The 25,678-nt window shown below is 35.7% G+C and carries 22 protein-coding genes and 1 pseudogene; 4 read left to right on the top strand and 19 right to left on the bottom strand.

The window, feature by feature from the left end; all coding sequences use genetic code 11:
- Positions 1-324: 324 nt before the first annotated feature.
- From C7377_RS05700 to C7377_RS05655, 10 genes are all read right to left on the bottom strand, one after another.
- Entirely contained in the window at positions 325-741 is a 417-nt protein-coding gene (locus C7377_RS05700) for a biotin/lipoyl-containing protein (RefSeq protein WP_116496385.1), read from the bottom strand.
- 21 nt (positions 742-762) lie between these two features.
- Positions 763-1,107 carry an OadG family transporter subunit gene (locus C7377_RS05695; RefSeq protein ID WP_165806860.1) on the bottom strand — a complete coding sequence of 115 codons (345 nt, stop codon included), beginning with the start codon at positions 1,105-1,107 and terminating at the stop codon, positions 763-765.
- A 21-nt stretch (positions 1,108-1,128) separates the two neighbouring features.
- Entirely contained in the window at positions 1,129-2,688 is a 1,560-nt protein-coding gene (locus tag C7377_RS05690) for an acyl-CoA carboxylase subunit beta (protein ID WP_116496383.1), read from the bottom strand.
- A gap of 14 nt (positions 2,689-2,702) precedes the next feature.
- A complete protein-coding gene (mce, locus tag C7377_RS05685; protein WP_116496382.1) occupies positions 2,703-3,107 on the bottom strand; it encodes a methylmalonyl-CoA epimerase in 405 nt (134 codons plus the stop codon).
- A 137-nt stretch (positions 3,108-3,244) separates the two neighbouring features.
- On the bottom strand, positions 3,245-4,024 hold the full coding sequence (locus C7377_RS05680) for a PPK2 family polyphosphate kinase (protein ID WP_116496381.1): 780 nt from the start codon (positions 4,022-4,024) through the stop codon (positions 3,245-3,247).
- Positions 4,025-4,996: an endonuclease/exonuclease/phosphatase family protein gene (locus C7377_RS05675; protein ID WP_116496380.1), complete on the bottom strand. Its 972-nt coding sequence runs from the start codon at positions 4,994-4,996 to the stop codon at positions 4,025-4,027. It abuts the gene before it with no gap.
- The gene (locus C7377_RS05670; RefSeq protein WP_116496379.1) at positions 4,996-6,519 is read right to left on the bottom strand and encodes a helicase HerA-like domain-containing protein; all 1,524 of its coding nucleotides are present in this window, start codon (positions 6,517-6,519) and stop codon (positions 4,996-4,998) included. The genes C7377_RS05675 and C7377_RS05670 overlap by 1 nt, the downstream gene beginning before the upstream one ends.
- A 171-nt stretch (positions 6,520-6,690) precedes the next feature.
- On the bottom strand, positions 6,691-7,134 hold the full coding sequence (lysM, locus tag C7377_RS05665) for a peptidoglycan-binding protein LysM (RefSeq protein WP_116496378.1): 444 nt from the start codon (positions 7,132-7,134) through the stop codon (positions 6,691-6,693).
- An 81-nt stretch (positions 7,135-7,215) separates the two neighbouring features.
- Positions 7,216-8,859, bottom strand: coding sequence for a phosphoenolpyruvate carboxykinase (ATP) (locus C7377_RS05660; protein ID WP_116496377.1), 1,644 nt, complete (start codon positions 8,857-8,859; stop codon positions 7,216-7,218).
- Positions 8,860-8,977: 118 nt separating this feature from the next.
- A complete protein-coding gene (locus C7377_RS05655) occupies positions 8,978-10,510 on the bottom strand; it encodes a DUF4301 family protein (protein WP_116496376.1) in 1,533 nt (510 codons plus the stop codon).
- Between the two features lie 109 nt (positions 10,511-10,619).
- Here C7377_RS05655 and C7377_RS05650 point away from each other — a divergent pair, with 109 nt between their 5' ends.
- On the top strand, positions 10,620-11,543 hold the full coding sequence (locus tag C7377_RS05650; RefSeq protein WP_116496375.1) for a TIGR01212 family radical SAM protein: 924 nt from the start codon (positions 10,620-10,622) through the stop codon (positions 11,541-11,543).
- A gap of 49 nt (positions 11,544-11,592) precedes the next feature.
- On the opposite strand, the gene C7377_RS05645 is transcribed toward C7377_RS05650, so the two are convergent.
- The 3 genes from C7377_RS05645 to C7377_RS05635 are packed head-to-tail and all read right to left on the bottom strand — an operon-like array spanning position 11,593 to position 13,870.
- Complete coding sequence (locus tag C7377_RS05645; RefSeq protein WP_116496374.1) at positions 11,593-12,753, bottom strand: iron-containing alcohol dehydrogenase; 1,161 nt, start codon at positions 12,751-12,753, stop codon at positions 11,593-11,595.
- The gene (locus C7377_RS05640; protein WP_116496373.1) at positions 12,753-13,175 is read right to left on the bottom strand and encodes an organic hydroperoxide resistance protein; all 423 of its coding nucleotides are present in this window, start codon (positions 13,173-13,175) and stop codon (positions 12,753-12,755) included. Before C7377_RS05640 ends, C7377_RS05645 begins: the two co-directional genes overlap by 1 nt.
- Positions 13,176-13,225: 50 nt before the next feature.
- Entirely contained in the window at positions 13,226-13,870 is a 645-nt protein-coding gene (locus tag C7377_RS05635; protein WP_116496372.1) for an NAD(P)H-binding protein, read from the bottom strand.
- Between the two features lie 542 nt (positions 13,871-14,412).
- On the opposite strand from C7377_RS05635, the gene C7377_RS05630 reads away from it, so the two are divergent.
- From C7377_RS05630 to C7377_RS05620, 3 genes and pseudogenes are all read left to right on the top strand, one after another.
- Complete coding sequence (locus C7377_RS05630; protein ID WP_207778434.1) at positions 14,413-15,054, top strand: hydrolase; 642 nt, start codon at positions 14,413-14,415, stop codon at positions 15,052-15,054.
- Between the two features lie 72 nt (positions 15,055-15,126).
- Positions 15,127-16,929, top strand: a pseudogene (locus tag C7377_RS09685) (amidohydrolase).
- A 151-nt stretch (positions 16,930-17,080) separates the two neighbouring features.
- The gene (locus tag C7377_RS05620; RefSeq protein ID WP_116496370.1) at positions 17,081-18,427 is read left to right on the top strand and encodes an alginate export family protein; all 1,347 of its coding nucleotides are present in this window, start codon (positions 17,081-17,083) and stop codon (positions 18,425-18,427) included.
- Positions 18,428-18,514: 87 nt separating this feature from the next.
- On the opposite strand, the gene bcp is transcribed toward C7377_RS05620, so the two are convergent.
- The 6 genes from bcp to C7377_RS05590 form a co-directional block, all read right to left on the bottom strand.
- Positions 18,515-18,979, bottom strand: coding sequence for a thioredoxin-dependent thiol peroxidase (gene bcp, locus C7377_RS05615; RefSeq protein ID WP_116496369.1), 465 nt, complete (start codon positions 18,977-18,979; stop codon positions 18,515-18,517).
- Between the two features lie 116 nt (positions 18,980-19,095).
- On the bottom strand, positions 19,096-19,254 hold the full coding sequence (rpmH, locus tag C7377_RS05610) for a 50S ribosomal protein L34 (protein ID WP_116496368.1): 159 nt from the start codon (positions 19,252-19,254) through the stop codon (positions 19,096-19,098).
- A 79-nt stretch (positions 19,255-19,333) separates the two neighbouring features.
- Positions 19,334-21,478, bottom strand: coding sequence for a polyribonucleotide nucleotidyltransferase (gene pnp, locus C7377_RS05605; RefSeq protein ID WP_116496367.1), 2,145 nt, complete (start codon positions 21,476-21,478; stop codon positions 19,334-19,336).
- A gap of 107 nt (positions 21,479-21,585) precedes the next feature.
- Positions 21,586-21,855 (bottom strand): 30S ribosomal protein S15, encoded by a 270-nt coding sequence (gene rpsO / locus C7377_RS05600; RefSeq protein WP_116496366.1) that lies wholly within the window; start codon positions 21,853-21,855, stop codon positions 21,586-21,588.
- A gap of 84 nt (positions 21,856-21,939) precedes the next feature.
- Positions 21,940-24,015 (bottom strand): peptidylprolyl isomerase, encoded by a 2,076-nt coding sequence (locus C7377_RS05595; RefSeq protein ID WP_116496365.1) that lies wholly within the window; start codon positions 24,013-24,015, stop codon positions 21,940-21,942.
- A 149-nt stretch (positions 24,016-24,164) separates the two neighbouring features.
- Positions 24,165-25,664, bottom strand: a complete 1,500-nt coding sequence (locus tag C7377_RS05590) for a glutamine synthetase family protein (RefSeq protein WP_116496364.1) — start codon at positions 25,662-25,664, stop codon at positions 24,165-24,167.
- Between the last annotated feature and the right edge of the window lie 14 nt (positions 25,665-25,678).

Below are 25,678 nucleotides of genomic sequence, written 5' to 3'. Positions count from 1 at the left end.
TCTTTAAAATGTAATATTACAGTATTTCCTTCAACCTCCCAGGTTCCGACAAATTTTTGTTTTAAAGAGTCCATACCAAAGGTTCCATCATTTTCGAAAGAATAGATTTTGTATCTCCCCGTATTTGCCTCACCCTTTCCAGTAGGGTTTGCAATATACTTCTCAGCATAGTTAACCCACTTTCCTTTCACTAGTTTTTCTTTTACATCATTTGCTTGAGCAGTACCTGCTATGGCAAGTGAGCATAAGAAAACGCATAGTATTGCGATATACTTTTTCATTCTATAAGTATGTTTTTTAGTTTTATAAAAAAGATTTAGGTGCTTAACCTAACTCTATTAAAACATCGTCCTGCATCACTGCATCTCCAACATTTACTTTGATTGACTTTATCGTACCCGCTGATTCTGTCTGGATATTGTTTTCCATCTTCATCGCCTCCATAACCATAACAGTTTGTCCCTCTTTTACTTCATCACCTACGTTAACAAGCACTTTAAAAATATTTCCTGGAAGTGGAGCTTTTATGACGGCACCAGTTGCTACAGGTGCTTTTTTAGGCTTATCTTCATCTAACTCACGTCTTACTAATCTTGGAGTTTTAGAGACAGGTTTTTCTGGCGTTTCGACTTCAACATCGTATTCGGTACCATTTACGTCAACCTTTGCGATGCCTTCTTCGAATTGTTTTACTTCGACATCGTATTTTCTCCCTTTTATTTTGAAAAAGAATTTCTTCATAATTATATTCCTTGTTTAATGTTATCTTCTAGGATCGTTCATTACACTATATATCTTAGAACGCCATGGTGAGTATGTCTTTTTCACTTCTTCTATTGTGATAATACCACTCTCTTCAACATGCAATTCATTCATATATTGATGAAGTGCCATAGCTATCGCAGCATTCACATTACCTTCTACAGGAATGTGGTTTTCATCTTCGTCTGTTTCATGTTTCCCTTGACGTCTCATCTCCCATCTAAAATATAAATCTAATATTTTAGGTATTAAGGTATAGAACAGTAAAAGGAAGAAAAGTACTAAGAAAACCATCCCCATACAAACTAAAGCAATGGTTCCTATGCTTACATTTAATAAAATCATATTCATCATTTTTAGTTTTTGCTACAATGGAATGTTTGAGTGCTTTTTAGGCGGATTCAAAACTTTCTTAGTTTGGAGAGATTGAAGGCCTCTAATGATTCTAAAACGAGTATTTCGAGGTTCTATAACATCATCAATATAACCATAAGAAGCAGCTTTGTATGGATTAGCAAAAGCTTCAACATACTCGTCTTCGTACTTTTGGATAGCTTCTGAACGCTCTTCATCACTCTCGATACCTGCAAGTTCTCTACCATATAATACCTCAATAGCTCCTTTAGCACCCATCACTGCAATCTCAGCTGTAGGCCATGCATAGTTGAGGTCTCCACGTAATTGCTTACAAGACATCACATCATGAGCTCCACCATATGATTTTCTCAAAGTAATTGTAATTTTAGGAACAGTAGCTTCACCATATGCAAACATGAGTTTTGCTCCGTGTGTAATAATACCACCGTACTCCTGTCCACTGCCCGGCAAGAAACCAGGAACATCAACCAAAGTAAGGATAGGCACATTAAAGCAATCACAAGTTCTCACAAAACGTGCTGCTTTTCTAGATGCATTTATATCCAACACACCAGCTAAGAAAGCAGGTTGGTTTGCAATGACACCCATTGCCATACCGCCCATGCGAATAAAACCAACAACAATATTTTTAGCATAGTGACGGTGAATTTCTAAAAATTCTTGGTCATCAGCCAACATATAGATAACATCCTTAATGTCATATGGAGTATTAGGATTATCTGGAATAATATTATTTAAATCATCTTCTAAACGATCAATTGGATCTTTTGTCTTAAAAATAGGTGGTTCTTCTAGGTTATTAGATGGTAAGTAAGAAAGCAATTTACGGATAATCATAATTCCTTCCTCTTCATCATCTAGTCTGAAATGTGATACACCTGATTTAGTAGCGTGTACAGTTGCGCCACCAAGCTCTTCTGTCGTAATAACTTCACCCGTTACAGTTTTCACTACTTTAGGTCCGGTAACAAACATATAAGACGTATTCTCCGTCATCATAATAAAGTCTGTCAGAGCAGGCGAGTATACTGCACCACCAGCACAAGGTCCGAAAATAGCAGATATTTGTGGTATAACTCCAGATGCTAAAATATTTCTTTCAAAGATTTCTGCATAACCTGCAAGAGACGTCACACCTTCTTGGATACGAGCACCACCAGAATCATTCAATCCGATAACAGGTGCACCTACTTTCATTGCCATATCCATGATTTTACAAATCTTTTGTGCCATAGTTTCTGACAATGACCCTCCAAAGACTGTAAAATCCTGAGCATAAACAAAGACTAATCTTCCATCGATAGTTCCTTGCCCAGTAACAACACCATCACCCAAAAATTTTGTTTTTTCCATCCCAAAATTGGTGCAACGATGGGTAACGAACATATCAAATTCTTCGAAACTACCATCATCTAAAAGCATATCAATACGCTCACGTGCTGTGTATTTTTGCTTTTTGTGCTGTGAAGCAATACGTTTCTCTCCCCCACCTAATCGAGCTTCCTCTCTTAGCTCAATAAGTTTTTTAAGTTTTTCTTGTGCACTCATGCTATTTATCTAATTTATTTTTTACCACAAAATTCTGTCAATACTCTTTGAGTTGACTTTGGATGTAAGAATCCTATTTGTAAACCTTCTGCCCCAGGGCGTGGTGCTTTGTCAATCAATCTACATCCTTCCGCAGCGGCATCATCTAATGCTTGTTGTACATCCTCCACTGCAAAAGCCATGTGATGCATACCTCCACCTGTTTTTTCCACAAACTTACCGATAGGTCCTTCTGGGTCTGTTGATTCTAACAATTCAATTTTTGTTTGTCCTACTTTGAAAAATGCAGTCTTAACTTTTTGGTCAGCTACTTCTTCAATAGCATAACACTCAAGTCCTAAAACTTTTTCGTAGAAAGGTATCGCTTCGTCTAAACTAGCAACGGCAATTCCGATGTGTTCAATGTGTGTTGGTTTCATTTCTGTATAATTTTTTGATTGTTACCAAATTTTATGCTACAAAATTACTTATTGCAATACACATATCATATTTACATGATATAGCTATGTAACATAATTCTGGAACTATTCTTAATTAATTCTTTTATATACTAACTCTATTTTAGTTTGTCATAATCTATCTTGCCTGGTGTGAATAAATTACTATTGAGTTCTGGCCAAACTAAGTCCATGTCTTTCAAGGCTCTCAAAATCACTTTTGCAACCTCGTAGGTTTTTATCCAATTCTGATCTGAAGGTATTACGTGCCATGGTACTACATTACATTCATTAATGATTCGTTCATAAAGTGCCTGATATTGTTCAAATTTCTCACGCGTTGTCCAGTCGCTATCATGGTGCTTGTAGTGTTTCCTGCGTATTTGCAAGCGTTCTAATAATCTGGTGCGTTGTTTCTCTTTAGAAACATGTAAATAAAATTTTAAAATTTTTGTATTACTTTCGTCTAATAAGCGCTCAAAAGCATTGATGTGCTCAAAACGCTTCTCAATAACATCTTTATTAATATAACCTTCGATACCTGGTACTAAAATATCTTCGTAATGTGAGCGATTGAATATTTTAATCATCCCTTTAGCAGGAACTTCCTTATGTACTCTCCAAAGAAAGTCGTAAGAATACTCTTCCTCCGTGGGGGGCCCAAATGCTTTCAATGATACACCAAATGGGGACACTTTGCTAAAAATATTACGTATAACTCCATCTTTACCAGATGCATCCAATCCTTGTAATATTATCAGTAAGCCACTCTCTTTGGCGGCATTCATCTTGATTTGCAAATCCGAAATTTCATTGAGTAAAAGCTCTGTTCTTGCTTTTATCTTTCGCTTATCGTAGCCCTCTGGAGCTCTTGTAGCAATTTGGTTTAGTTTTATCATTTAGTCAAGTATTAAATAAACAGGCAGGTGGTCTGAATAACCACCTATGTATTTTCTGCCAGTATAAGTTTTGCTAGGCAAATCGCCAAATTTTCTGTGTTTAAACATTAGCCAATCAGGACGAAAGATATACATTTCGTTATCCTTTACACCATAGCCTCTTTTATGATAACGTAATCCTTCACTGATAACCATTTGATCAAACATCCCCCAATCTCCTCTGTGATTATAAGATCCTTTCCCCTCTTTCTCTAACGAAATAGCCATATTGTAAAGGGGTGTTTGCTGTTCGTCTGTGGCTCCAAGATGTTGAGTTACACTAACATCAAAAGGGTAATCGTTAAAATCACCCATCACCAATATTTTTGCATCCTTATCATGAGCCATAATTTGATCTATTCGTGAACGAATTTTTTTAGCTACCACAATGCGCTTAGGCTCAGTTTCTTTCTGTCCCTCTCCTCTTGAAGGCCAATGGGATATAAAGATATGAAAAACATCGTTACCCTTTAAATTGCACTTTAAATATAATATGTCACGGGTGGTATCCGTCACATCAAAATCAAAATGAATCTTTATAGGCTCTTCTTCCAATATTTGAACAAAATCCTTCCTATATATACAACAAACATCAATTCCGCGTTCATCATCACTTTCATAATGCACAAAGTCATAATTGGCATCTCGTAAATGGGTGGTATTTATCAAATCCTTTAATATCCATTTATTCTCAATCTCAGCCATACCTACTAAAATAGGGCATTCGCCATACATATTTTTTATGACCTTGCTGATGTTATCTACCTTTCGATAATAACGCTGTTGTGTCCACCCTCTAAAAAAAGAGGGTAGAAAACTATCATCATTTCGATTCGGATTATCATGAGAATCAAAAAAATTTTCTGTGTTATAAAATGCGATGACACTGTTGTGTGCATCTATCAAATACTTTCCGTCTAATCTTCCTTTCATTATTTTACCCCTAATACTCCTAACAGTCCTCGAGTTATTTCTCTCGTTAACGTTCTTCCCAATTGTCTTACCATAGTATTTTTACTCATTGTTTCAAAGAAGCTTTCTTCTTTCTTTGTTCGAGACCTGCTCACTTTCTTATTCTCTTTTGTTACTGCTTGCTCTTCAGCTTTAGCAATTTTCTTCATCAATAATTCCTCCGCACTCTCTCTATTTATATTCTCTGCATACTTATCAACCAATCGCGATTGTTTCACGACATCGTTCACCTCTTTTTCAGTCAAAATATCCATACGGGTTACGGGAGCTCTCATCAATGTTGCTACCAGTGGCGTAGGAATACCTTTCTCATTCAGCGCAGTGACAAATGCTTCACCTATTCCCAAAGACGTTAACACGTCTTCTATATCGTAATATTCAGTAATTGGATAATTTTTTGCAACCTTACGAATATTCTCTCGATCTTTTGCTGTAAATGCACGTAAAGCATGTTGTATTTTTAATCCTAATTGACTTAATACTGCATCTGGAATATCTGTAGGATTTTGAGTGCAAAAAAATATTCCAACACCTTTTGAGCGAATGAGCTTGATAATACTTTCAATCTGTTCTTGTAACTCTTTACTTGCATTTTTAAAAACTAAATGTGCCTCATCTATGAAAATAGCTAATTTGGGTTTATCTAAATCACCTTCTTCTGGAAATGTCTCATAAACCTCTGCCAATAAACTCAACATAAATGTAGAAAAAAGCTTGGGTTTATCCTGGATATCTGCCAATCTGATAATTGAAACAGTGCCTTTACCATCATAGGTTGTCGTTAATAAGTCTTGTGGATCAAAAGAACGCTCTCCAAAGAAAACATCAGCTTTTTGTTGTTCTAACTCTATGACTTTCCGTAAAATTGTAGATACAGAAGCTTTAGAAATGCTACCGTATTCAGCCTTGATTTCTTTCTTGCCCTCTTCTATCATAAAACTCAACACCTTTTTCAAGTCATTAAGATCAATCAGTGGCAGTTTTTGATCATCGCAATATTTGAAAACTACTGCGACTATTCCTTGTTGTGTAGCGTTTAATCCTAAAATTTTTGAGAGTAAAGTTGGTCCAAACTCAGTAATTGTAGAGCGTAAACGCACGCCTTTATGATCAGTTAGCGTAAACAATTCTACTGGAAGCCTCTCTGGCTGATAGGGGATTCCAATCTCTCCATGTCTCCACTCTATATGTTTATTGTTGCTACCTTCAGCAGCCATTCCACTAAGATCCCCTTTCATATCCATCAGTAAAGTGGGAATTCCGTGCAATGACATTTGTTCAGCGAGAACTTGTAGCGATTTAGTTTTCCCTGTACCAGTAGCTCCAGAAATCAATCCGTGACGATTGAGTGTTTTTAACGGCACTTTTACATGAGTAGATTGTACAGGTTTACCTTCTAGCATAGCAGTTCCAAGAATAAGACTTTCTCCTTTGAAGGTATTTCCTTTATCTATATGTGCCTTAAAACTCTCTATAGTATTCATATTTACTCCTTATAATTAGCTATAATAGAGGAAATTAAATCTAAATCGAAAGAAGATTGTTCAATCTGCTCATTGCCTCTACGGAAAAACTTTTGTTTTCAAGGCATAAAAATAAAAAAAGAAGAGCAGTTTGCCCTTCTTTTTCTGTTTTATTTTTGTAGTATTTATACCTTAAAGTTCTGGTATTACCAATTTTTGTCCTGGATAAATCAGGTTTGGATCTTTTAGCATTGGTTTATTGGCTTCAAAAATAACATTGTATTTCATAGCATCACCATAAACTTCTTTAGATATTTTTGATAAACTATCACCTTTCTTCACTTCATAGAACATTTTTTCAACTTCCACATTTGCAGGTTCTTTTTCCTTAACGGTCATTTTATCTTCTACATTAGAAACACCTTCAATATTTCCAGCAGCTACAAGAACTCTATTTTTAGTTTGTAATGTATCTACTTCACCACTAACAATCACAGTTTCATCATCAACTTTTACGTCAAGACCTTTGAAACCATAATTCTTTAAATGTTGTTCTACTTTTTGCGCTTTCTCTTCAGCATTTTCTTTTCCAAATAATTTGTCTCCAGCTGACTTTATGAATGAAAATAATCCCATAGTTTTTTAATTTTTTAATTTTTTAATTTTTTAATGAATAAATAATGTTTTGCCTAAATAAAAGCAAATTCTATACCACATTTATAGCCCTGGACAAAAAGCAATAATTTTTTTATCTATTGGATGAGTCCCAAAATCATTCTTAAAATGCGAAGCAAATTTATCAGCTAATTTCCTGGCTTCTTTTTCATAAGCACCTTTATCTTCCCAACTTTTTACCGGATTTAAAATTTGTGAAGGCACACCGGGGCAATTTTTTGGAATTGATAGATCAAAATAGTTTTCTCTTTCGAATTCAACATTTTCCAATAATCCTTCGTTGGCTGCCCGAACCATGGCACGTGTATATTTTAAGCTGATGCGCTCACCACCTTTGCCATAGACACCACCTATCCATCCTGTGTTCAGCAAATAAACATTCGTATTGTATTTTTCCATCTTATCTCCCAGCAACTTCATATATATTGAAGGTCTTGAAGGCATAAATGGTTCTCCGAAAAAGCGTGAAAATGTTGCTATTGGTTCTGTAATACCACTTTCAGTACCTGGAATTTTGGAAGTGTACCCCATTAAAAACCACAATTTAGCTTGGTCTATTTCCAGTTTTGAGATTGGAGGTAATACTCCGCAGGCATCGGCTGTGAGGAATAGGATTGTTCTGGGATGACCTGCTTTTGATGCACTTTGAGCATTTTCTAATACATTGAGTGGATAAGAAGCACGACCATTCACCGATAATCTTTCATCAGATAGATCTACTCTGCCATTAGGATAGACCATCGTATTTTCCAGTATTGCTCCATTTTTCAGGTGATTTTTTTCTTCAAATAGAGCACGATAGATTTCAGGCTCTCTCTCCTCAGTTAAGTTTAGAGTTTTTACATAACATCCATTTTCAAAATTATACACTCCATTGTCACTCCAACCATGTTCATCATCGCCCAGGAGCTTACGCGTAGGCTCAGTAGATAGTGTCGTTTTCCCCGTGCCAGATAATCCTAGAAAAATGGAAACATTTCCTTTGTCATCTACATTTGCTGAGCAATGCAGGGGCAAGATATTATGATGAGGCAAATAAAAGTTCATAGCTGTAAATGCCAATTTCTTTACTGTCCCCAGATAAGATGAACCTATGACAATCCCCACCCGTTTGGTAAAGTCTGTCGCAATTACCATAGAGGAATTATTATTCAACAGCCCGGGATACTTATTACTATCAATTTTATCATAAGGCAACACTATAATCTTAAATTCCCCATTGAATACAGAGTCTTCTATTCCATCTGGAATATCTCGAAACATATTGTATGTAAATAAACTTACTAGCGGACTACTGCTGATGGTATCAACTTGCAGAGCATATCCTTCATCTGCTCCAATAGCTCTATTAGTTACATAAATCTCTTTCTTTGTTGATAGAATTTCTAGTGCATTATCATAAAGTCTACAAAAAGTGTCTGAACTTAATGGTTTGTTACTTTTACTTTTCCAATCTATGGTATTATGAACTTCAAGGCTGTCAACGATATAAGTATCAGCAGGACTACGCCCAGTTGAGTTATCAGGGCTCCAAGTTGCTACACAACCATGCTCGGTCTTAATAGCTTCCCCTCTGTCAATAGACTTGGTGATGGTATATTCTCTTCTAGGGTTTATTATGACCTTTTCACTATTATCGAGGACATGGTTAAGCTCCTCTAATAAACTTTTTGTTTTGTACTCCATTCAATTTAATTCTTAAAACTACAACGTTTGCGGACTACAAAAATAAGACATTTATTTAAAAATAATGCTCTACAACATATTTTTTTCAGAAAATAAAATCTTTTAGGTTAAAAATATATTAATTTCTGTGCTGTGGTCTCAACAAATCAAACACTGTTTTTACAGGATTGAAAGTAAAGTCTGGAACCTCAACAAAGATTGTATTCCAGTGTGCCATAGCACCATTCCAAAGTCCAGGAAGCTCTAATGCTTTTAAGTTTCGTCCTTTTAAAGATTTTTCTGTGATAAAGCCTGCTTGCTCATCTACAAACTGCATTAAATCAAAGTCATTGCCTTTGTAATCTTTCACTCCACAAACAAGATCTACAGGGTTAAAATGAGTTGATTGTTCAAAAACCTCACGTTGCTTATCATCTTTTAGATTGATTTGTGAACTTTCCACGATTTGTAGGCTGACGTTACCTTTGGTATCTTCTACTAAGAAAGGACCACCGCCCGGTTCTCCTTCATTGATGACCATACCACACACACGTAATGGTCTATTCAATATTTGTTTAAGTTGTTGTTTTACGTTCTTTTGCTCCTCAAACTCATAGCATAATTCTTCGCGTATAAACTTTGCAATTGACTTCAGCTTTCTGTCAGAAGGTTCTGCATCTAGATCCTCCAGATATTTAAATATTTTATTTTGATATTTTAATAAAACTCCACCAAGTAGTTGTTCATAATATGCATTCTTTTCTTTCATACTATTTGGAACAACATTGTCAATATTTTTTATGAACAAAATAGCGGAATCCACATCATTGAGATTGTGGATAAGTGCCCCATGACCACCTGGTCGGAAAATCATATTGTCATCATCATCACGCAAGGGTTCATTACTTCGGGTAACAGCAACGGTATCCGTTGAGGGTTTCTGGTATGAGAAAGTCACCTCTATATCAATATCATGACGATCTTTAATTCTCTTAACATAATAATCTGCAATTTTTTCAAATTCATTTAAAAACTCCTCAGAGATAGTGAAATGTACTTTGTATTTTTTCATATCCTCAAACAAATAAAGTGAGGATACTAAATGCTCACCAACTGGTGTACGGGTTTTTTCTTCATAACGATGAAACTGTATTAAAGCTTTCGGAAGAAAACCTAGTCCTAAACCTTTATTAGTCAATAGTACATCCAATACTTTGATGTATTCATGTTTTTCCAATAAACGCTCCAAAGATTCATTTTCTTGGGCAAAACAAGCTTGTTTTAAATCTTCATAAAATGGATATTCTTCCAAAGTCTCAAAAAATGTGAAAACACTGTCCGTTTTTGTGTCAGCAATAAATTTTTCATATTCTTCAGACTTGCCTTTATAAGAATCTTTAAATTCAAACAGTTTCTTAAACATTCGAGTTGCTGCTCCTGATGCAGGAACAAATTTCATCATATCATATTTTTTTGCTTCTTTTTTGAAAATTGCAACAAAATCATCTTCTTCCTCGTCTGAATATTTTTTAATACCATTAGCTGTAGTAGCTGCTCCTACAATATTTAATGCTGGGAAACCGTTCTCAAATTTTTCGATTTGTTTCTCAAAGGTTTTTTCTGAAATTCCTTTTGATTTAAGTAAGGAAAGATCTTTTTCCGACAGATTCATAAATACAATGTTTTTGAAGTTTGTTGAACTACCAAGTTACATAATTATTCTAATTTACCCATAAAAATACTTGTAAAAGCTTACTTTTGCTGTCATAATTATCTAAGCTATGCCAAAGCAACCCTATAACGATTACGGATCACATTTGAAATCGATTTTTCAAAGACGGTTACAGAAACTGTCCGTTGATGCAGGTTTTACGTGTCCAAATATTGATGGTACAAAAGCACGTGGTGGCTGTACTTATTGTCTAAATCATAGCTTTAAACCTAGTTATTGTAAGCCTAAAAAAAGCATTAGAGAACAATTAGAAGAGGGGAAAAAATTCTTTGCCCACAAGAGTGATGAGCAAGACTACATTGCCTACTTCCAATCCCATACAAATACCTACGGAGATATTGACTTATTGAAAAGTTTATACGAAGAAGCACTTGCTGTGCCACAGATAAAAGGTTTAGCAATTTCTACCCGACCTGATTGTATTGAAGATGACGTTCTAGAGTATTTAAATGAATTATCACAAAAATATTTTATAACTATCGAATTAGGTGTGGAAAGTTGCAATGATAAAGCGCTGGAGTTTATCAATAGGGCACATGATTATGCTGAGGCTGAGAAAGCGATTCATCGTATTGCTGAAGCCGATAAAATTCACTTAGGAGCACACCTCATCATGGGATTGCCTTATGATGATTTAGAACAGTGCAAAGAGAATGCTTTAAAATTGGCAGAGCTACCGATTACAACCTTGAAATTCCATCAACTGCAAATATTAAAAGGGACGGTAATGGCTAAGCAGTATGAGAAGAATCCAGAACTTTTTAATCTTTTTGATGAGTCCTCCTATTTATCTTTGTGTATTGATATTATTGAAAATATGAATCCTCATGTTTATCTGGAACGTTTTCTAAGTCAAGTGCCTCCGAATCTACTTGTCGCACCCAAGTGGAACAGGGTGAAAAACTACCAATTTGCACATAAATTACAAAATGCTTTAAAGAAACGTAATACTTATCAAGGTATTTATTATTAAAAAAGGAGTCTCTATACAGAAACTCCTTTAGGAAACCTCATTCTAAGCATTAATACGTAGCTTTGATAATCTCTTTAACATCATTTGGGGTAACACTTTTGTTCTCACCAATACCTTCCCAACCTCGCTCACTGAATCGTTTTTCAATAGTCTCAGCCGTTCCTTCATAATCATCTGTATAATCAGATAATCTAGTATCTACTCCCAAAGAGTGATAGAATGACTCCGTCTTATTAATCGCTTGTTTTGCCTTGTCTTCAAGGCTTCCTTCGCCTATGTTCCATACTCTTTCAGCATATTGAGCTAACTTTACTTTCTTGCTCTCAAACGTATGTTCATAATAGCGTGGCCCTACTATAGCCAGGGTACGAGCGTGATCGATTCCATAAAGAGCTGTCAACTCATGACCAATACCATGCACTCCCCAATCTGTAGGTACTCCTTGGGCAATCAAACCATTCAAAGCCATTGTGCAAGACCACATAAAGTTTGAAGCCATTTTATAATCCTTAGGGTTTTCAATGACTTTTTCTCCTACTTCAACTAATGTCTGTAAGATACTTTCTGCAAAATGATCTTGAAGAATTGCATCAGTCGGATAGGTTAAATACTGTTCTAATACGTGATTGAATGAATCTACCACACCGTTGGCTAATTGACGTTTTGGTAATGAATGAATCACCGTAGGATCTAGAATAGAACATTGTGGATATAACAATGGCGAGCCAAAAGAGTGCTTATCCTTTGTTGAGCGACGAGAAATCACTGCTCCTGAATTCATCTCAGAACCCGTTGCAGGTAAAGTTAAAACTGTTGAAAAAGGAACAGCTTCATGAATTTCTTCGCCCTTAGCCAAAATATCCCATGGTTCTTCTCCTTTATAGTTGACCGCAGCAGCAATAAATTTTGCTCCATCAATTACCGAACCTCCTCCTACAGCCAGAATATAATCTAACTTTTCTTTACTGATAAGTTCGACAGCTTCCATCAACACTTCATACTCCGGATTCGCAGGCACTCCGCCAAACTCCACTAACGTTCGACTGCCTAACGCTTCCATAACTTGATCATAAATGCCGTTTTTCTTGATGCTACCACCACCGTAAAGCATTAGAATTTTAGCATCAGTTGGTATTTCATCAGATAACTTAGCAATCTGCCCTTCGCCAAAAATTATCTTCGTAGGGTTTTTATAGATAAAGTTTTTCATTATTCTTCTTTTAATGAAAGATTTACCTCAATATTACCTCGAGTTGCATTAGAATAAGGACAAACTTGATGCGCTTTCTCAAGCAACTCCTGGGCTTCCTCTCGAGAAACACCTTTTATATCTGCTTCTATATCTACAGCCAATTCAAAACCTCCATTGCCATTATCACCAATGCTCACTGCCGTGGTGATTGCTGAGCTCTCCAATTTAGTTCTTGACTTTTTAGCCACTAAATTTAGAGCACTGCCAAAGCAGGCTGCATAACCTGCTGCAAATAATTGCTCAGGGTTGGTGTATTCACCACCTTTGCCTCCCATTTCTTTTGGCACCTCAACTTTAAAATCTAATACTCCGTCTTCTGATTTTACTCTTCCTTCTCTACCGCCTGTTGCGGTTGCTTTTGTAGAGTATAACTTTTTCATGATTCGTTTTTTTTAATATGTTAATAAACTGTTTTATCTAATTACTATTTCTACATTTCATCGCGGAAAATAATATGATGCCCAGACTTAAATAATGCACCATCATACATTGCTTTAGCCAGATTTGTAGCAGAAATAGCTTTATATTTCTTTAATTTTCCAATTAATAGAGGATTGAATACTTTCGCAATCCGAATACCTATTTTCTCTCCTATCCGATTTTCTTCTCGTTCTCCATATATAAAAGAGGGTCTGTAGATAAGTGTATTTTTTATCGCTGATGCCAAAACCGCCTCTTCCATTTGTCCTTTTGTTTTATTATAGAAAATATAACTACCCTTATCAGCGCCTAAGGCTGAAATAACAACAAATGTTCCGATTTTATTTTTCGAAGCTAACCTAGATGCAGTTGAAGGAATACCATAATCTATCGCTTTGTATTTTTTCTTATCAGGAGTCTTCTTTTTAGTAGTTCCGATACAACAAAACACTACATCACCATAAAAAGAGGATTCTTGCTCTTCTAGTTCTAACAAGTCACAGATAGTCTCCTGCAGTTTGCTGTGTTTTACACCAGTTGGTCTGCGTGTATAGACTTTTATTTTATCATATTCGGCACTATTTAACAATAGCTCTAATAAATGCCTCCCTGTTAGACCTGTACCACCAAGAAGTATTGCCGTTTTTGCCATCATGTTCAAATTAATTGATAAATATATCAAGATAATTTACCGCTAAAATTATGCCAATACCTCATTCTTTAACAATTTTTAGATTTAAATAATGTCAATTCTCTTTCTTATATATAGAGAAATTTCAAAATGATATAAATAGAACCAGAACTAATGGCTAATAAATGTGAAGGTAATGTTATCATTTTATGCTAATTTTATTTCAAAAGCACTTATCATACAAAATCATAAAATACATTATTATAGTAAAAATCACATAAGTTGTTGAGAGATAAAATCATAGGTTATAGCTCTTTTTGGCAGTCTTTAGCCAGACGATGCGTAACACCTAAAATCACCCAAAAAAATTTAGTTTTTTTCTATATCGATATAGATATTTGCTTAATCATTTTTTTGAAAATTAGCAAACATTATCTCTAATTCTGTATCAGAATTTAGTCAGTAATGAAATTAATTCATAACAAATTTAGAGTTAAACCTTTTAAACATGAGAGCAATGAAAACAATTAAATTAACACTTTTATTAGTTGTTGCAACACTAACTGGTGTGTTCGCACAAAAAACCAAGTCCGGAACTATTATCACCAGACAATCATGCACTAGTGATGATTGATCATGAAGGACAAATGGCATTTGCCGTTAATGTCATCGATCCAGTAGTTTTACGCAACAACGTGGGAATAGTTGCTGGTGCAACTAAGATTTTTAAAATCCCTACCGTGGTAACAACTATTGCTGAGAAAAGCTTCAGTGGTCCAGTATTCCCTGAAATTCAGGAGTTCTACCCAGACCATAGCAAGTATATTGATAGAACTACGATGAATACATGGGAAGATGTAAATGCGCATAAAGCAATTACTGGTCTTAATAAGAAAAAACTTGTAATGGCAGGCTTATGGACAAGTGTATGTATAGTAGGTCCTGTTATGTCAGCTTTGAATGATGGATATGATGTATATGTGATAACAGATGCATCAGGTGACGTATCAAAAGAGGCGCATGATATGGCTGTACAGAGAATGGTACAAGCAGGAGCAAAACCGATTACATCTCTACAATATTTATTAGAGTTACAACGTGACTGGGCTAGAGCTGAAACTTATGAGCCAGTAAACCTATTAATCATGAGATTTGGTGGTGCTTATGGTATTGGCGTACCATACTCAAGAGAAATGCTAAAACATTAATAATATTCAAATTTTGAGGCTCTTGTCCTTTACATAAAGGACAGGAGCTTTTGTAATTCAAATTAAAAAAATATGAAGAAATTATTATATTTAATTATCACGACATTACTAATTGTTTCTTGTAAAGAAAACAATTCTAGTGAAAGTTCTGATTCTGCAGATTTAATTGTAACTAATGCCAAAGTCGTTGTGATGGATAATGCCCGCACTATTGCTGAGGCTATTGCTGTAAAAGACGGTAAGGTTTCATCAACAGGTACATCTGAAGAAGTACTAAAACTTAAAGGTGATAATACAGAAACAATTGATGCCAATGGGAGAACCCTTATTCCTGGTCTTAATGATTCACACTTACACCTTACTAGAGGCGGGCGTTTTTTCAATGCTGAATTACGCTGGGATGGTGTAAAATCATTGAAACGTGCTCTTGAAATGCTAAAAGAACAAGCAGCACGTACTCCTAAAGGACAATGGGTACGTGTAATTGGTGGCTGGAGTCCATATCAGTTTGAGGAAAATCGTTTCCCAACAGTAGAAGAAATTAACGAAGCCACAGGAGATGTACCTACATTCGTATTATCCCTTTACAGTAGAGGCTGGTTAAACAAAGCCGGTTTAGAAGCGATGAACATTGATGAAAACACTAAAGCTCCAGAAGGAAGCAGATTTGAAAAAGGCCCAGACGGTAAATTAACTGGTGTACTTTTAGCAGAACCAAATCCGGGCATTTTATATCCTAGAATTGGCGGGCTACCTCCATTGAGCCAAGATGAAATGGTGAATAGTACAAAACATTTCTACAAAGAGTTGAACAAGTTTGGACTAACAAGCGGAGTTGATGCAGGTGGTGGTGGTCATAAATTTCCAAAAGATTATGTAGGAACTAAAGCTTTAGCTGAAGATGGCGATATGTCAATGAGAATCTCTTATTATTTATTTCCTCAAAACTAAGGAGCTGAATATGAAGAATTTCAAGAATGGATGGCAAATAACACTGTAGGTAAAAATGAAGCTTTACACTTAGATCATGGTTATGAGTTAGAAGGTGGTGGTGAATTTTTAGCTTGGAGTGTCGGTGATTTTGAAAACTTTTTAGCTCCTCAACCATTTTTGGAAGATAGACCAACTTGGAGAGAAGATTTGACTAAAATATTGAGATTACATGCTGAAAAAGGATGGCCATTTAGAATTCATGCAACCTATGGAGAAACTATTGCAGATATCCTAGACGTTATTGAAGAAGTAAATGAAGAAACCAATGGCGAACTTGTTGCCAATCGTTGGTTAATAGACCATGCAGAAACTATTAAAGATAGTGAATTGTCACGTATAAAAGCCCTTAATGGTGGTATAGCAGTACAATCTAGAATGGTATTTGCCGGAGAATTTTTCGTAGAACGATATGGAGAAACGAAAGCGCAACATGCACCTCCAATCAAGAAAATGATAGATATGGGTATCCCTGTTGGTGCTGGTACCGATGGTACTCGTGTAGCAAGTTACAATCCTTGGCCAGCATTGTATTGGTTGGTAACAGGAAAAACAGTTGGCGGTTTGCAATTAGCTGCTGAAGATAATAAACTAACACGCGAAGAGGCGCTTTCACTTTATACTCACGGCAGTGCATGGATGTCTAAAGAAGAAGATGTAAAAGGAACTTTAGAAGATGGAATGTATGCTGATTTTGCAATTCTTTCTGATGATTACTTCTCAGTTCCAGAAGAACAAATTAAAGATTTACAATCAGTCTTAACTGTAGTAGATGGCAAAGTAGTTTATGGTGCGGAAGAATATTCCAATATGAATCCATCACTTCCAGCGATTATTCCTGATTGGTCTCCAGTTAAGTATTACGGAGGCTATCAAACTAAATAATAGTTTTTAAAGATTGTTTTAATAGAATACTAATTTGAATGGGATAGGGATTACAAACCTATCCCATTTTCATATTGCAAAAAAATAACATCTAATCTTGTTTAGAATCAGATTTTTATTTTATTTTTAATCATATCTCAATATTGTAAACATGAAAAAGCTTATCTCTCTTTTTGGACTACTTCTTAGCGCCTATTTTCTTTACGCTCAAAAAGAAAGGAATACATTATCTTTCGAACTCTTACGCCAAAACGATAGCATACATATTATCTCTAAGGAAAATTTTTATCATAGAATGAAATCCATTCCATTAGGGAATAATACTAAATTAAGTTTTGGAGGTAGTTACCGTTTCCAGTCAGAACATTTCATAAATGAGAATTTCGTAAAAGATATAGCTCCTACACAAAGCTGGCTATTGCATAGAGGTATGTTACATGCCGATTTGAAGTTTCATTCAAAATTTCAATTATTTGCAGAACTTAATTCAAGCCTTACTTCAAATAAGCAACATATTTCTCCTGTTGATGAAGATGAGTTATATGTTAATCAATTATTTATCAAATATGATTTTAATAAAGATTGGCACATACTTTTGGGCAGGCAAAACATGAGATTGGGCAGTGCTCGGTTAGTAGATGTTCGTGAAGGTCCTAATGTGCGTTTGTCGTTTGATATGGCAGAGTGGCAATACCATAGTGAGAATACTACTGTTACGGGTTTTTACGCTATCCCGGTGCAACAAAAGCAGGGTGTTTTCGACAACGATGCTTTAAATACAGATGAAACACTCTTAGCGCTTTACTGGACACAGTTATGGAATAAAAACAATACTACTGATATCTATATTTTATACAAAAATGAGCTTAATAAAGAATGGGATTCTGATACAGCAAATGATAAAAGAGCTTCTTTTGGGTTGAGAATGTTTGGGCAATGGCATGGAATAGATTATAACAATGAGTTTATTTACCAAACAGGAAAATTCGGAGAAGCTACTATCAATGCTTTCGCGATATCATTAAATTTAGAAAAAGAATTTAAAACGCTTCATCCATTCACTTTTGGGGTAAAAGCAGACGTTATCAGTGGAGATGACAGAGCTGATGATAACTCATTAAATACATTTGATGGGCTGTATCCCAGAGGAGTTTATTTTGGTAAAGTTGCTTACTTCGGTCCTTCGAATCTAATCGCTATCCATCCTTCAATATCAAGTAAAATTGGTAGAGTAACTGTAAATATGGACTATGTTGCTTTTTGGCGTTATTCTACTAAAGACGGAGTCTATGATCCTCCTTTAATCTTAAGTTTCCCATCTGATAATAGCGAGAAGTTTATTGCAAATCAAGTTGGTGCGTCTTTTAGCTATCAATTCAATAACTATCTAAATATGGAATTGGAGTCAAACCTTATATTTCCCGGTAGCTTTTTGAAAGAAAGTGGTCATAACAAAACTTTATCCCATTTTGTATTCACTCTGGGATTCCAATTTTAATAAAACAATTCCAGCTCATTTATCAGAAGCAAAAAAAGCAGTGTTCTCTAAAAGATAACACTGCTATTGTTATAGAAAAATAAGATTTTACTTTTCAAGAGCTTCTAATATCTGCTGTGTATGCTCTTTCGTTTTTACTCTCTTAAATATTTTGATGATTGTCCCATCTTCATCAATGATAAAAGTCGTACGCTTCACTCCCATATATTTTCTACCGTACATATTTTTTTCACCCCAAACGCCATATTTCTCCAATATTTCTTTATCAGTATCAGCAATCAGATTAAAAGATAGATTATGCTTTGCAATAAATTTCAGGTGAGACTCAATAGAATCTGGACTCACACCTAAGACTTCAAATCCTTTTGAAGTAAGTTCAGCATAGTTATCATTTAGATTACATGCTTCAGCAGTGCAACCAGCAGTATTATCTTTTGGGTAGAAATACAATATCAACTTCTTGCCTTCGTAATCCGATAATTTTATTAGCTTATCATCTTGATTTTTCCCTTCAAAATAAGGTGCTTTGTAGCCTTCTTTTAGTTGTGTCATTAGTTCATGTTTTACAGTTTACACCCAAAGTTACAAAAATTATAGGAACAAAAAAGGACAGCAGCATTGAACTGATGTCCCTTTATGGATTGTTGAATAAATTAAGCTATAACTAACTATTTCTTATGTCTTGGCTCGTCAGATACAGTTAATTTCTTACGTCCTTTCGCACGTCTAGCAGCTAAAACAGAGCGTCCTCCTACAGATTCCATTCTAGCTCTAAAGCCATGCTTATTTTTTCTCTTTCTATTCGATGGTTGAAATGTTCTTTTCATCTTATCTTAATTTTACGATTTTTCTTTCCTAAAGCGTGTGCAAAAGTAGGTAATTTTTCTGTAAGTGAAAAACTTAACTTTATTTTTCTTCGCTTTTCTCTTTATTCTTATTATCTGGTTTGTCTAAAAGCACCTTTCTAGAGAGCTTCAATTTTCCAGTATTTTCCTCAATTCCGATTAATTTCACATCAATCATTTGTCCTTCTTTCAGATAATCTTCTACATTCGTCACTCTCTCATGAGCAATCTCAGAAATGTGCAACAAACCATCTTTACGTGGCATGATTTCTACAAATGCTCCGTACTTCATAATAGAACGTACTTTCCCATTGTAAACTTTACCAACCTCTAAGATACCTGCAGCATCACGGACACGTTTTGTAGCAGCCTCAATGGTAGCTTTGTCTGTAGCAGCTATTTCTACCACACCATGGTCATCTTCTTCACGAATAACCACAACGGCACCTGTTTCTGCTTGTATTTCTTGAACTACTTTCCCTCCCGGACCGATTACTGCACCGATAGCATCTTTAGGGATTTCTATAGCTACAATACGTGGCGCATTTGGTTTGTAATCATCACGAGGTTCAGCCAAAGTTTCAGCCAATTTATCTAAAATGTGCAGACGACCTTCTTTTGCTTGTAATAATGCTTTCTCTAGCACTTCATAAGACAAACCATCTACTTTGATATCCATCTGCGTAGCAGTGATACCATCACGAGTACCCGTTACTTTAAAGTCCATATCTCCTAAGTGGTCTTCATCACCTAGAATGTCTGAAAGAACAACATACTTTCCAGATTTTGAATCAGTAACCAATCCCATAGCAATACCGGAAACAGGTTTTTTCATCTGTACCCCAGCATCCATTAATGCCAATGTCCCAGCACATACTGTTGCCATTGAAGAAGAACCATTGGATTCTAAAATTTCAGAAACAACCCGAACTGCATAAGGAATTTCCTCTGGAATCATTGTTTTCAATGCACGGAAGGCAAGATTACCATGCCCAACTTCTCTACGACTAACTCCTCTATTTGGACGAGCATCACCGGTAGAAAATGCAGGGAAGTTATAATGCAATACAAATTTTTCATTATCTTGAATCAATACATCATCACGACGTTTCTCGTCCATACTTGTACCTAAAGTAACTGTTGTCAATGATTGCGTCTCGCCTCGTGTAAAGATTGCTGATCCATGTGTCCCAGGAAGATAATCAACTTCTGACCATATCGGACGAATCTCATCCATCTTACGACCATCTAAACGTATCTCTTCTGCAAGCATCATATTACGAACAGCATCTTTCATCACATCATGAAAGTATTTTTTAATCAAAGCATCTCGTTGCTCGTCCTCTTCTTCAAATTGTGCTTTAAAGTCTTCTTCTACTTGGTGAAATAATTCGCTACGCAAATGCTTATCGGCGTTCGCTTGACGTGCTACTTCATAGGCTTTATCATAAGTCTCAGCTTGTACTTTAGCCTTTAACTCTTCATCATTATTTTCGTGGTTATATTCTCTTTTTTGAGTTTTACCAACAGCCTCCGCTAATTCTATCTGAGCACGGCACTGTTTTTTTATCGCTTCGTGAGCAAATTTGATAGCTTCTAGCATTTCTTGTTCAGAAACTTCTTGCATTTCTCCCTCTACCATCATGATATTGTCTTCCGTTGCGGCTACGATAATATCCATATCTGCTTTTTCCATCGCAGAAAATGGAGGATTTAATACCAATTTACCGTCAATTCGTGCCACGCGAACCTCTGACATTGGAGCTGCAAACGGCACATCAGACACAGCAATGGCTGCAGATGCGGCCAAACCAGCCAAAGCATCAGGCTGTGTATCCTCATCAGCTGAAAACAATGTTACATTAACGAAAGTTTCTGCATGGTAATCTTCTGGAAACAAAGGTCTTAAGGCTCTATCAATTAAGCGAGCAATCAAGATTTCATAATCAGAAGGTCGTCCTTCTCTTTTCAAAAATCCCCCCGGGAAACGTCCTAAGGCAGCAAATTTTTCTTTGTAGTCAACAGATAATGGCATGAAATCCACATCTGGTCTAGCTTCTTTTGCGGAAACAATGGTTGCCAACAACATTGTGTCACCCATTTTTAACATTACGGAACCATCAGCTTGTTTAGCTAATTTCCCGGTTTCCAATGTGATGGACCTCCCATCACCTAAGTCGATTGTTTTGTTTACGACATTTAACATATATATTTTATTTTAAGCGTGTAACGGACCTACAATGCTGTGCCCAAGCCCTATATAAAGCAACAAAGCCATAATATACATTATGGCTCTGTAATTCTTATTCTTGATTATCGACGTAATTCCAGCGCCTTAATAATAGCACGGTATCTTTCGATATCTTTTTTCTTCAAATAATCTAAAAGATTTCTACGCTTACCTACTAATGATTGTAGGGCCTTCTGCGTACTGTAATCTTTTCTGTTTTTCTTTAAGTGTTCTGTTAAGTGAGCAATACGGTAGGAAAATAAAGCGATTTGCCCTTCAGCAGAACCTGTATCTTTATTAGACTTCCCGTACTGCTGAAAAAGTTCTTGTTTTTTTTCAGCTGATAAATACATAAAATTCTAATTTTAAATTTGTTAACTAATTATTTATTAATTGAACGACAAAGGTAATAACTATTTACCTAAATGCCTAATTCTTTAAAATTTATAACGTTGATCCGTGATCTCTGCATTTTCATACAATGCTTGATAAGCCATTTGTACTCTTTGCCTCAACATATTATTATATAGTAATGTTGCTTGCTCTGAATTAGATGACGCTGTTTTATCAACAGTAACATCTGAAAGCACGAATACACCTTGATTACCTTTTATCGGTTGTGAAAGATTCGTTGAATTGTCAGTAAATATTGCACTGGCTACTACAGCGGGCTCTTGTCCTAAACCTGAAACGAAACTGTTATTAAAGGTAGCATTGGTAGCTTCTTGTATTTCGAGTCCTTCCTTAGTTGCTAGTGCATCTAAAGTATTTGCAGAGGCTATTGAGTTTGCTAACTCTTCTTTTAAAACCTGAGCTTTTTTATCTTTTCGTAATTGATTTTTAATATAATCAGCAACTTTCTCATCATCTATTGATGCATATTCTCCTTCACGTATCTTCTTAAGTCCTGCTATAATATAGCTATCTTCCATTTCAAAAACGGTAGAATTATTGTTATTCACTATTAACTTATCTTCATCCTCAGCTTTGAAAGCTGCTCTTACTAGTTCTTTTGAATTGTCCACATCAGGCAGTCCCATTGAAGCAGCGGTAAAAGTCGATTCGTTTACAATAATATTCTTTTCTTTAGCTACAGCTCTTAATTCATCTATAGAATTTGCACTCTCAGCTATGTGGCGTGCTTCTGTTAATGCCAACTGGAAGGTTTTATTGCTTGCAGAAGTTTCTTTGGTGATGGTAGCTAGTTGCACATTCTTATTCAAAGCACTTCTTTTTGCTACTTTTATAATATGTGTGCCGAATTGTGTATTTACAGTTGTTAACTTTCCAGCCTCAGTTTCAAAAGCAGCTTGTTCAAATGTTGGAACCATCATTCCTTTTTTGAACCAACCTAAGTCACCGCCATTTACAGCAGAATTCTTGTCAATAGAATTAGCTTTAGCAAGAGTCTCAAAATCAGCACCTTTTTCTAAAAGATTCATCAAGCTGTCAACTGTTTGCTGGGTATTTTCTGCTGGAGCTACTAAAATGTGACTTGCTCTTACAGAATCAGGCAACATTTTGGTATCTGCTACTCGAGTTAATTGTAAAGTCAACCCATCACCATAAGGCCCATAAACACCTTCATTTCCTGAGAAAGCAAATGCGGCCAACTCAGCATCCTGAATTTCATCTTCTTTTAAATAGCGCCCGTTGGGTTGAATTTCAGAATTTACAGATGCAAAGCGTAAGGGTTGTTTTGCATTGGCAAATTTATCTTTCATATCCTCGATGACCTTCGTAGCATATGCTTTATCTTCATCAGAAGGTTCTACATCTATTTTTACGTAAGCAATCTCTCGTGAGGGTACTTGCTTAAAGAGTTCCTTATGCGTGTTATAGTAATCTTTAATTTCTGAATCACTTACATTAACGGTACTATCAGCAATGGTTGTGTAGCTACGCATAATGTACTTAAAACTCACTTTACCCTCTACATTTGATTCGCTAATAAGATTTTTAGTCGCTTTCAAGCCTTGAGATAATAAAGTAAAGTATTTTTCATTGGCCCGTTTTTCTTTGATATATTCTTTAAAACGATCTAACTGCGCCTTACTGGCAGGGTCATTGGATGCCTCTGTCTCTGCTACTAAAGCCGCAATCTCACTAGCTGAGGCGGAGCCAAAAGCTTGCTGTATCGTATTGTCAGTTTTATTTGTGAAAATATGAGAAAGTTCATCTGGAGTAACTTTAACACCTAATTCCTCCATCTCTTTCCCAACAATCTTACGCTCTACCATTTGGTTCCACGTCTGAAGCTCTAATGCATTTCTATCACTTGAAGACAATCCGCCTCTCTGACTCTCAGCTTCCTGAATATTAATTCCTACCTGTTTTCTATAATCTTCATATGATATAGGTTCTCCGTCTATTTCTCCCACCATATTTGCTGATTGTGCAAAATAGCTTGAACTATTTTGGATAGCATCTCCAACTATAAAAGCAAATAAAGCTATGCCGACAATAAGCATCAATAATGTTCCTCTGTTTCTAATTTTCTGTAATGTAGCCATTAGGTTCTTCTTATTTGTATTCTTAAAACTTGCCAAAAGTACAAAAAAAATCTATACTTTAACTAAAATAAATTTAGGAAAGAAATGGAAAAAGGTCGCAAAAGTTTTATTTTGCAACCTTCTATAATCGTATATTCTAATGAGATAAATTACATGCAATGCATAAATTTCTCTACGATAATCTTAATTCCTTCTTCATCTCCTTGTAAGCGCTCACTTAATTGCTGATCGTTATAAGCTTTTAATTTTTGAGCGGTACTTTCTATCAATCCTGCTGGGAAAAATCCAAATTGTTCGAAAATATTACGTTTTGCTAACAATACCTCGCCGGATTCATAGCAATTACCGGGTAATTCTTCTAATTTCTTTAAATTCTCTTTAAAATCTTCACTGAAAATATTCATAGATGCAAAAGTTTGATCAGCTAGTTCTAAGGCATTATCCATTTTCAAACCATGCAGTGTTGCTGTAATAAGTCCAGCCATTAATAAATAAACATCAGCTGATCCGTCAGGCACACGAAATTCAACTGTTTGACGAACCACGCCTTGTGGAGCATCAGCTGTTTCATTCGGATTAGCAATTTTTGCCATATCAACATTTGCACTCCAGCCCAGTGGCACGCGCACTAATGCAGATCTATTTCTATACCCCCAGCAAACATAGGTTGGTGCCTCCTGTCCCGGAACAAGGCGTAAATAGGCTGTTGGTACAGTATTTCCAAATGCTGTTAATGCTCCTGCCGCATCTAAAATACCTGCTATCATTTTCTTGGCTTCGGTTGATAATTCACCATCTTTAAGCATGATATTTTTACCCTCATCTTCTAATTGCATATGAAAATGCAATCCACTGCCTGCCTTTCCTTCTGTAATTTTAGGTGCCCAACTGATCATTAAACCTTCTCTATCACAGATTTTTCTTAAAATCCATTTTGTCAGAATCAAATGCTCAATAGCTTGTTCTGGTTCTTCTGCTAAGAATTCAATTTCATGTTGTTCATACAAATAATCATCAGTAGTAAAAGTTCCCACTTCAGAATGTCCATATTTGACCTTACCTCCACATAACACCAACAAATCCATCGCTTCTTGTCGGATGTATTCGTATTTAGTAAATGGAGAAGAGCTATGATAGCCTTTTTGATCATTATCAGGGTATAAATCCTCTACAGAACCTTTTATATAATATTCTAACTCGCCCAATGTCTTAAATACATAGCCTGTTTCTTTCTTAAAATATTCATACGTTTTTTGTAAAACATATTCCGGAGAGCTTTCTAAAGGTTTGCCATCAGGTGTGAAAAATGAACATAAAATATCCAAGGTTGGCAACTCTGAAAATGGATTCACAAATGCAGTACGGTATTTTGGTATCACATATAAATCACTAGATGCGTGGTCTATATAAGAGAATAAACTAGATCCATCTACACGCTCCCCAAAAGTAAGAATATCTTCCAGATGCTGTTTATTCGTTGGAGCAAAATTTAAGGTTTTCAGTTTACCGTCTTCTCCTACATAACGAAAATTCAAAAGACCAATACCATTGTCTTCCATAAATTTAATGATGTCGTCTCTTTTGAATTCTGAAGAAGGTTTGCCTAAGTATTGTTCTAAAGAATTCGCTGTTAATGTATTTTGATTCATATGTTTATGTTTAT

The sequence above is a fragment of the Balneicella halophila genome (assembly GCF_003096835.1).
GTDB classification, from domain to species: Bacteria; Bacteroidota; Bacteroidia; order Bacteroidales; family Balneicellaceae; genus Balneicella; species Balneicella halophila.
Note: the sequence above shows the minus strand (reverse complement) of the source record. Positions and strands in the feature narration are given on the sequence as shown.

Bases quoted from the DNA above. Each gene is read 5' to 3' on its own strand.
- C7377_RS05670 (WP_116496379.1), bottom strand. From the start codon at position 6,519: ATGAATACTATAGAGAGTTTTAAGGCACATATAGATAAAGGAAATACC.
- C7377_RS05700 (WP_116496385.1), bottom strand. From the start codon at position 741: ATGAAGAAATTCTTTTTCAAAATAAAAGGGAGAAAATACGATGTCGAA.
- C7377_RS05660 (WP_116496377.1), bottom strand. From the start codon at position 8,859: ATGGAGTACAAAACAAAAAGTTTATTAGAGGAGCTTAACCATGTCCTC.
- C7377_RS05690 (WP_116496383.1), bottom strand. From the start codon at position 2,688: ATGAGTGCACAAGAAAAACTTAAAAAACTTATTGAGCTAAGAGAGGAA.
- C7377_RS05645 (WP_116496374.1), bottom strand. From the start codon at position 12,753: ATGAAAAACTTTATCTATAAAAACCCTACGAAGATAATTTTTGGCGAA.
- pnp (WP_116496367.1), bottom strand. From the start codon at position 21,478: ATGTTAAATGTCGTAAACAAAACAATCGACTTAGGTGATGGGAGGTCC.
- lysM (WP_116496378.1), bottom strand. From the start codon at position 7,134: ATGGGATTATTTTCATTCATAAAGTCAGCTGGAGACAAATTATTTGGA.
- C7377_RS05655 (WP_116496376.1), bottom strand. From the start codon at position 10,510: ATGAATCTGTCGGAAAAAGATCTTTCCTTACTTAAATCAAAAGGAATT.
- C7377_RS05680 (WP_116496381.1), bottom strand. From the start codon at position 4,024: ATGATAAAACTAAACCAAATTGCTACAAGAGCTCCAGAGGGCTACGAT.
- bcp (WP_116496369.1), bottom strand. From the start codon at position 18,979: ATGACACAACTAAAAGAAGGCTACAAAGCACCTTATTTTGAAGGGAAA.
- C7377_RS05640 (WP_116496373.1), bottom strand. From the start codon at position 13,175: ATGAAAAAGTTATACTCTACAAAAGCAACCGCAACAGGCGGTAGAGAA.
- C7377_RS05590 (WP_116496364.1), bottom strand. From the start codon at position 25,664: ATGAATCAAAATACATTAACAGCGAATTCTTTAGAACAATACTTAGGC.
- rpsO (WP_116496366.1), bottom strand. From the start codon at position 21,855: ATGTATTTATCAGCTGAAAAAAAACAAGAACTTTTTCAGCAGTACGGG.
- C7377_RS05595 (WP_116496365.1), bottom strand. From the start codon at position 24,015: ATGGCTACATTACAGAAAATTAGAAACAGAGGAACATTATTGATGCTT.
- rpmH (WP_116496368.1), bottom strand. From the start codon at position 19,254: ATGAAAAGAACATTTCAACCATCGAATAGAAAGAGAAAAAATAAGCAT.
- mce (WP_116496382.1), bottom strand. From the start codon at position 3,107: ATGAAACCAACACACATTGAACACATCGGAATTGCCGTTGCTAGTTTA.
- C7377_RS05650 (WP_116496375.1), top strand. From the start codon at position 10,620: ATGCCAAAGCAACCCTATAACGATTACGGATCACATTTGAAATCGATT.
- C7377_RS05675 (WP_116496380.1), bottom strand. From the start codon at position 4,996: ATGAAAGGAAGATTAGACGGAAAGTATTTGATAGATGCACACAACAGT.
- C7377_RS05620 (WP_116496370.1), top strand. From the start codon at position 17,081: ATGAAAAAGCTTATCTCTCTTTTTGGACTACTTCTTAGCGCCTATTTT.
- C7377_RS05635 (WP_116496372.1), bottom strand. From the start codon at position 13,870: ATGATGGCAAAAACGGCAATACTTCTTGGTGGTACAGGTCTAACAGGG.
- C7377_RS05695 (WP_165806860.1), bottom strand. From the start codon at position 1,107: ATGATTTTATTAAATGTAAGCATAGGAACCATTGCTTTAGTTTGTATG.